Annotated in this window: 5 protein-coding genes; 1 reads left to right on the top strand and 4 read right to left on the bottom strand. The window is 73.0% G+C overall.

What is annotated here, in order from left to right; genetic code table 11:
* Window positions 1-77: 77 nt before the first annotated feature.
* Window positions 78-617 carry a helix-turn-helix domain-containing protein gene (locus J0670_RS27960; protein WP_207814473.1) on the top strand — a complete coding sequence of 180 codons (540 nt, stop codon included), beginning with the start codon at window positions 78-80 and terminating at the stop codon, window positions 615-617.
* A 79-nt stretch (window positions 618-696) separates the two neighbouring features.
* Here J0670_RS27960 and J0670_RS27955 read toward each other — a convergent pair whose 3' ends face one another.
* The 4 genes from J0670_RS27955 to J0670_RS27940 all read right to left on the bottom strand — a co-directional run bounded on the left by J0670_RS27955 (window position 697) and on the right by J0670_RS27940 (window position 5,750).
* On the bottom strand, window positions 697-1,884 hold the full coding sequence (locus J0670_RS27955) for an alpha/beta hydrolase (RefSeq protein ID WP_207814472.1): 1,188 nt from the start codon (window positions 1,882-1,884) through the stop codon (window positions 697-699).
* Between the two features lie 113 nt (window positions 1,885-1,997).
* Complete coding sequence (locus J0670_RS27950) at window positions 1,998-3,182, bottom strand: thiolase family protein (RefSeq protein WP_207814471.1); 1,185 nt, start codon at window positions 3,180-3,182, stop codon at window positions 1,998-2,000.
* Window positions 3,183-3,258: 76 nt separating this feature from the next.
* A complete protein-coding gene (locus tag J0670_RS27945) occupies window positions 3,259-4,062 on the bottom strand; it encodes a hypothetical protein (protein ID WP_207814470.1) in 804 nt (267 codons plus the stop codon).
* Between the two features lie 758 nt (window positions 4,063-4,820).
* Window positions 4,821-5,750: a glycoside hydrolase family 19 protein gene (locus tag J0670_RS27940; protein ID WP_207814469.1), complete on the bottom strand. Its 930-nt coding sequence runs from the start codon at window positions 5,748-5,750 to the stop codon at window positions 4,821-4,823.
* Between the last annotated feature and the right edge of the window lie 27 nt (window positions 5,751-5,777).

Here is a 5,777-nt window from a genome sequence, read left to right as displayed (position 1 = left end):
ACCTTCGTCTCGGCGGTACGCTACCCCCGAAGGTCTGTTCATTGAACCCACTGCGGGCGTGGACTACGCTGGCCCGCATGGCGCTGGGAACCGACTACGAACTGCAGGACTGCGCGCTGGCCCGCGCGCTGGAGGTGGTCGGCGAGCGCTGGAGCCTGCTGATCGTGCGCGACGCGTTCTACGGCGTGCAGCGGTTCAACGACTTCCTCGCCCACCTCGGCATCCCGCGCGCCGTCCTCACCGCGCGCCTCAACGCCCTCGTCGCGGCCGGGGTGCTGCGCAAGGAGCCGTACCAGCAGGCGCCGCTGCGCCACGGCTACCTACTCACCGAGGCCGGCCTCGAACTCTGGAGCCCGCTCTACCAGCTGAGCCGCTGGGGTGGCAGGCACGCCACCGAGGGCCCGTACCACCTGTTCGCGCACGCCGCCTGCGGCACCGACCTGGACGTCTTCGGCGCCTGCCCGAAGTGCGGCGGCGCCCCCGTCCCGCCGACCGGGGTCACCATGCGTCCCAACCCCGCCCGCACCGGCGGCCGCCGCGACGACCCGGTCTCCCGCGCTATGGTCCGTCCGCGCCCGCTGCTCGAACCGATCGCCTCGGCGGCTCCGGCCGCGTAGTCACCCCGGGCCTCCCGCGCGCCGCCCGTGCGCCGACGAGGCCGTCGGCGGGTCGCCGACGGCCTCGCGGGAGCGGTGGTCAGGAGTGGAAGTTCACCTCGGGGTTGGCGGCGGTCGGGCCGTCGAGGAGCGGCTGGTCGACGCCCTTCAGCTGGAGGTCGAAGAAGGCGCCGACGTACCGCCGGGTGAGCTCGATGGCGCGCGCCCCGGACACGGTGGTGCCGTCCGGCTGGGGGACGCCGAGCTTCTCCAGGAACAGCGGGTAGTCGGTGAAGCTGCCATGGTTGGTGCCGTCGAAGGTCAGCCACCGCTTCCAGCCGTCGAGCCGGGCCCAGTTCTCGGTCCAGTTGGTGTCCTCGCCCTCGCCGGGCAGATGGTGGCCGACCATCAGGAACGGCTTGCCGCCGAGGCCGGAATCCGGCACCGGGTAGTCCATGCCGCCGTCCAGGTCCACCCCGGCCCGGATCCGGTCATCGGTGACCAGGGCCGGGACGCTGGCCGCGCCGCCCGCCGAGTGCCCGGCCATGCCGATCCGGTCGCGGTCGATCATGCGGGCGTAGCGCCAGGCCGGGTGGGGGCGGTCGGTCAGTTGGTCGATGACGAAGGAGACGTCCTTCGCCCGGCCCTCGTCCACCCGCTTGAAGTCCTTGTCCGTGAGCTTGCCGCACATCACACAGGGCAGCGTCTGCCCGTCCGGGAAGGTGGTGCCGCTGTTCTCGTAGGTGTGGTCGACCAGCGCGACGACGTACCCGTGACTGGTCAGGTCCTCGGCGAGGCTGGTGAGCGAGGCGCGGGGCATGGTGAAGCCGGGCGACAGCACCACCAGCGGGTAGTGCCCGCCCTGCGGGCGCGCGCCGGATTCCGACCAGGTCCGGGTGTTGGTGACGGATTCGGTCGGGATGGCGTTGCCGGCGAGCTTCAGGTCCAGCAGCATCCGGGCGGCCGCGGCGGTCATGTACGGGGCCGGGGTGCCCGTCCCGGCGTGCGCCGGGTAGTACATCGTGACCATCAGCTGGCGCGGTCCGGCGGACGGGACCCACGGGTCCGGACGGTTCCGGTCGACCAGGTGCAGGACCTCCTGCCCGACCGCGTACGGCCCGGTCGGGCGCGGCAGTTCGACGTGCAGGGCGCTCGGGGCGGTGGTCGCGGCACCGGCCGCGGCACCGGCCGTGGCGGCGGGTGCGGCCAGGGCCGGCGCGGCGGCGGCGGACAGAGGCAGCGCGAGCAGCAGTGCTGCCGCGGCGGCAGTGGTGCGAATTCGGCTCATGCGGCCGACGGTAGGCCGGTGGTTGGGGAGTTGACGTCCGCTCAGCGGCGTATTCGCCCCCTCCGGGATGGGCCCGTGAACACCCTAGGGGGGCGTGGGATCGGCGGGCGGGATCAGTCGACGGCCTCCAGGATCGTGGCGTTGGCGAGGCCGCCGGCCTCGCACATGGTCTGGAGTGCGAACCGGCCGCCGCTGCGGCGAAGTTCGTGCACCAGGGTGGTCATCAGCCGGGTGCCGCTGGCTCCGAGCGGGTGGCCGAGGGCGATCGCGCCGCCGTTGACGTTGAGCCGGGCCGGGTCGGCCCCCGTCTCCTGCAACCAGGCCAGGACCACGCTGGCGAAGGCCTCGTTCACCTCGAACAGGTCGATGTCGGCAAGCGAGAGGCCCGAGCGGCGCAGCACCTTCTCGGTCGCGGGCAGGACGCCGGTGAGCATCAGCAGAGGGTCCGAGCCGGTGACCGCGAAGGAGTGCAGCCGGGCCAGCGGGCGCAGGCCGAGCCGGGCGGCCGTCTCGCTGCTGGTGATCAGGACGGCGGAGGCGCCGTCGTTGATCGGGCTGCTGTTGCCCGCCGTCACCGACCAGTCGATCTGCGGGAAGCGCTCCGTGAAGGCCGGGTCGGCGAAGGCCGGACGCAGCCCCGCCAGCACCTCGGGCGTGGTGCCCGGACGCACCGACTCGTCCATGGCCACCAGCCCCGTCGGCGTCGGCACCGGGACCAGCTCGTCGGCGAACCGGCCCTCCGCGTGCGCCCGGGCCGCCTTGGCGTGCGAACCGGTCGCGAACTCGTCCATCACCTCCCGGGAGAGCGACCACTTGGCGGCGATCAGTTCGGCACTGACCCCCTGCGGGACCAGTCCGCCCGGGTAGCGGGCCGCGACCGAGGCGCCGAACGGGTCCGCCCCCGGCGGCACGTTGGACCACATCGGCACCCGGCTCATCGACTCGATCCCGCACGCCACCACCACGTCGTACGCCCCGGCGATCACCCCCTGCGCCGCGAAGTGCACGGCCTGCTGGGAGGAGCCGCACTGCCGGTCGACGGTGGTCGCCGGTACGGACTCCGGGAATCCGGCCGCCAGCCAGGCGTTGCGGGTGGTGTTCATCGCCTGCTCGCCGACCTGGTCGACGCAGCCGCCGATCACGTCGTCGACCAGGGCCGGGTCGATCCCGCTGCGCCCGATCAGGGCCTGGAGGGTGTGGGAGAGCAGCTCGACCGGGTGGACGCCCGAAAGCGCGCCTCCTGGCTTGCCCTTCCCGATGGGTGTGCGGACGGCTTCGACGATCACGGCATCGCGCATGGCTGGCCGCCTCTCCTTTGAGGGTCGTTGGAAAAGCAAACCCACTATAGGTTCGTGAGTTTGGAAATCCAACCCTCTAGAGGCTCCGGGCTCGCACCTCCGCCAGGAAGTCGGCCGCCGCACGGGCATTGGGCACCGGGAAGGTGAGCGGCAGCCCGGCCGAATACGTCCGGATCTCCAGCTCCCCGAGGCCGGACGCCCGGGCCGACTGCACCTCCTCCCACCGGTAGGCCTCCGTCACGGCCAGCGGATGCGGCGGCCGGTGCACCAGCCCGCCGGCCGTCACCGTCAGCCGCCCCCGGGCGAACCGGACGCTCCCCTCGGTGCGCAGTGTCTCGTGCAGGGCGGCGCGCAGGCCGGGGGAGAGGCGCGCGTCCACCTCCCGCAGCAGCTCCTCCAGGCCGCGCAGCCGTGCCAGCACCAGCGGATCCTCCGCACCGGTCGGCCATATTCGGCCCTGCTCGCCCTCCCCGCGCCGCCCGGCGGGGGAGTACTCGCTGGCCTCCAGTGCCGCCCAGGGCAGCAGCCGCTCGCCACCGTCCGCGCCGACGAGCGCCAATCCGCCCTCGTGGACCCGGACGGACCGCAGACCGGACGTGGGTCGCAGCCACCCGTACCCGCTGGTGGCCACCACCGCCACCGCCGCCACCACCGGCGCGGGCCACCACTCGCCGAGCGCCAGGCAGACCGCCACCGCCAGGACCGCCGCCCCGGCGTCCAGCCAGGCCCGCGCCCGCCAGGACAGCGGCCGGAAGCGTCGGTGCACCCGCACCACTCTCCCGAGCGGCCCGGCCAGCCCGTCCGACCCGGCGGACCCGCGCCGAGCCGCGCCGCTCTCCGCGAGCGACCGCGCCCACGCCGGCGACCACACCATCGCCACTTCGGCCTCCTTGCATTCACCGGTCTCCCCAACCGGAACCGCGACTGTTGGATCACCAGGATCGACCGTCCGCCGCCTCCGCGAACAGTGCCAATCGACACCCTTTGGCCCGAAACGGCCGCACCGTGACCGGGATCAGGGTGTGCCTTTCGGCCTAGAAGGGCCATCGGAGGACCGGAGGACTCCCGCCCGACGGCCGCGGGGGCCCCAGTGGCCCGGGTTCCGGTCGTACGTGACCCGGGTTCCGGCGGCATCGGAGGTGCGGTCAGGCCGCGGTGTGCGCCCGAACCCGCGGAGCCCGAGTACGGCGAGCCCTTCGACACCGAGGCGTGGCCGAGGCAGTGGCGGGCGATGGCGCCGGAGCGGAGGACGGCTGTCGATGAGGGGCCGTGGACGCTCTCGGCGTGGCTGTACCACTTCGACCCGATTGGGGAAGGAACGGGTGACGATCGCAGCTGGTGGTGGTGGCACGCGGGAACCGATGAGTCGGGCGGCTGGGTGCGAGTGGCCACCACCGGCCGGCCGTTCGGCAGCGGTTCGCCGCCCCGGCCGATCGAGGCCGGCGGCGGTACGGATCTCGTCCACGGGCCCTGAGGATCGAGCCCGGCGCGCGACGGAATCGTCTGCCCGGGAACGCGCTCATCCGCCGCCACCGCTCCCACGGACGTACGCCCCACCGCGCTCGGCGAAGTGCGGGCACCACGGCGTGGCACCCGAGGCCGAAGCCGAAGCGCAGTGGGGCGGGGCGGAGCGGACCGTCAGCAGCTCAGGCTGCCCCCGGGCACGGTGCCGAGGAGCTGCACGAAGCTCTGGTACAGGCTGATCCGGTGCTGCATCTGCGCGGTGTTGTTGCCGTTGCACTCCAGCGAGCCGTTGATGCTGCGGATCGTCTCGCCGAAGCCGCGCCCGTTGACCATCGCGTCGTGCGCGGTCATGGTGCCCGGACCGTTCTGGGTGTTCCAGTACCAGAGGCCGGTCTTCCAGGCCACCGCCGGATCGGTCTGCACCAGGTTCGGATTGTTCAGCAGGTCGATGCCGAGCGCGTCGCCCGCCGCCTTGTAGTTGAAGTTCCAGCTGAGCTGGATCGGCCCGCGCCCGTAGTACGCGGCCTGCCCGGCCGGGCACCCGTACGGCTGCGAAGCGTCGCAGTAGTACGGGTAGTTGGAGGTGTTCTGCTCGACCACGTACACCAGTCCACCGGTCTCGTGACTGACGTTGGCGAGGAAGGCCGCGGCCTCCTGGAGCCGGACGGTGTCACTGCCGGTGGTCGCGAAGCCCGGGTACGCGCGGGTCGCGTCGAGCAGACCCTGGTAGGTGTAGAACGGGTTCCGGTTCGGGAACATCTGGTCGAACTGGGCCTGGCTGACCGGGAATCCGCCCGGAACGGGGGTCGTCGGGGTCGGGGTCGGCGTCGGTGTGGGCGTGGGCGTCGGGTCGGTGGGCCCGCCGCAGGGGCCCTGGTCGGCCCAGACCCCGGAGCCGCCGGTGCTCGGGGGCTCGTTCTGGGTCCACCACTTGGCGGCCCAGTTGTGCCCGTTGTACGAGACGGACGCGCCGCCGGTGTACACGGCGGTGGCGTTCCACGGCGTGCCGCAGGCGGCCGCGCTGGCGGAGGCCGGGAGGAGCACCGCGAGCGCGAGTGCCGTCACCGCGGCGGAGAGCAGCGCGAGCAGGCGTTTGGTTGACACGTCATCACCCCTTGTGCGGTGGGGGCC

The sequence above is a fragment of the Streptomyces sp. FH025 genome (genome assembly GCF_017427025.1).
Lineage (GTDB): Bacteria > Actinomycetota > Actinomycetes > Streptomycetales > Streptomycetaceae > Kitasatospora.
The sequence above is the reverse complement of the archived record's forward strand: the minus strand, read 5'-3'. Positions and strand labels throughout refer to the sequence as shown.

Excerpts from the sequence above, each read along its gene's own strand:
- J0670_RS27960 (WP_207814473.1), top strand. The coding sequence starts at position 78 with ATGGCGCTGGGAACCGACTACGAACTGCAGGACTGCGCGCTGGCCCGC.
- J0670_RS27955 (WP_207814472.1), bottom strand. The coding sequence starts at position 1,884 with ATGAGCCGAATTCGCACCACTGCCGCCGCGGCAGCACTGCTGCTCGCG.
- J0670_RS27950 (WP_207814471.1), bottom strand. The coding sequence starts at position 3,182 with ATGCGCGATGCCGTGATCGTCGAAGCCGTCCGCACACCCATCGGGAAG.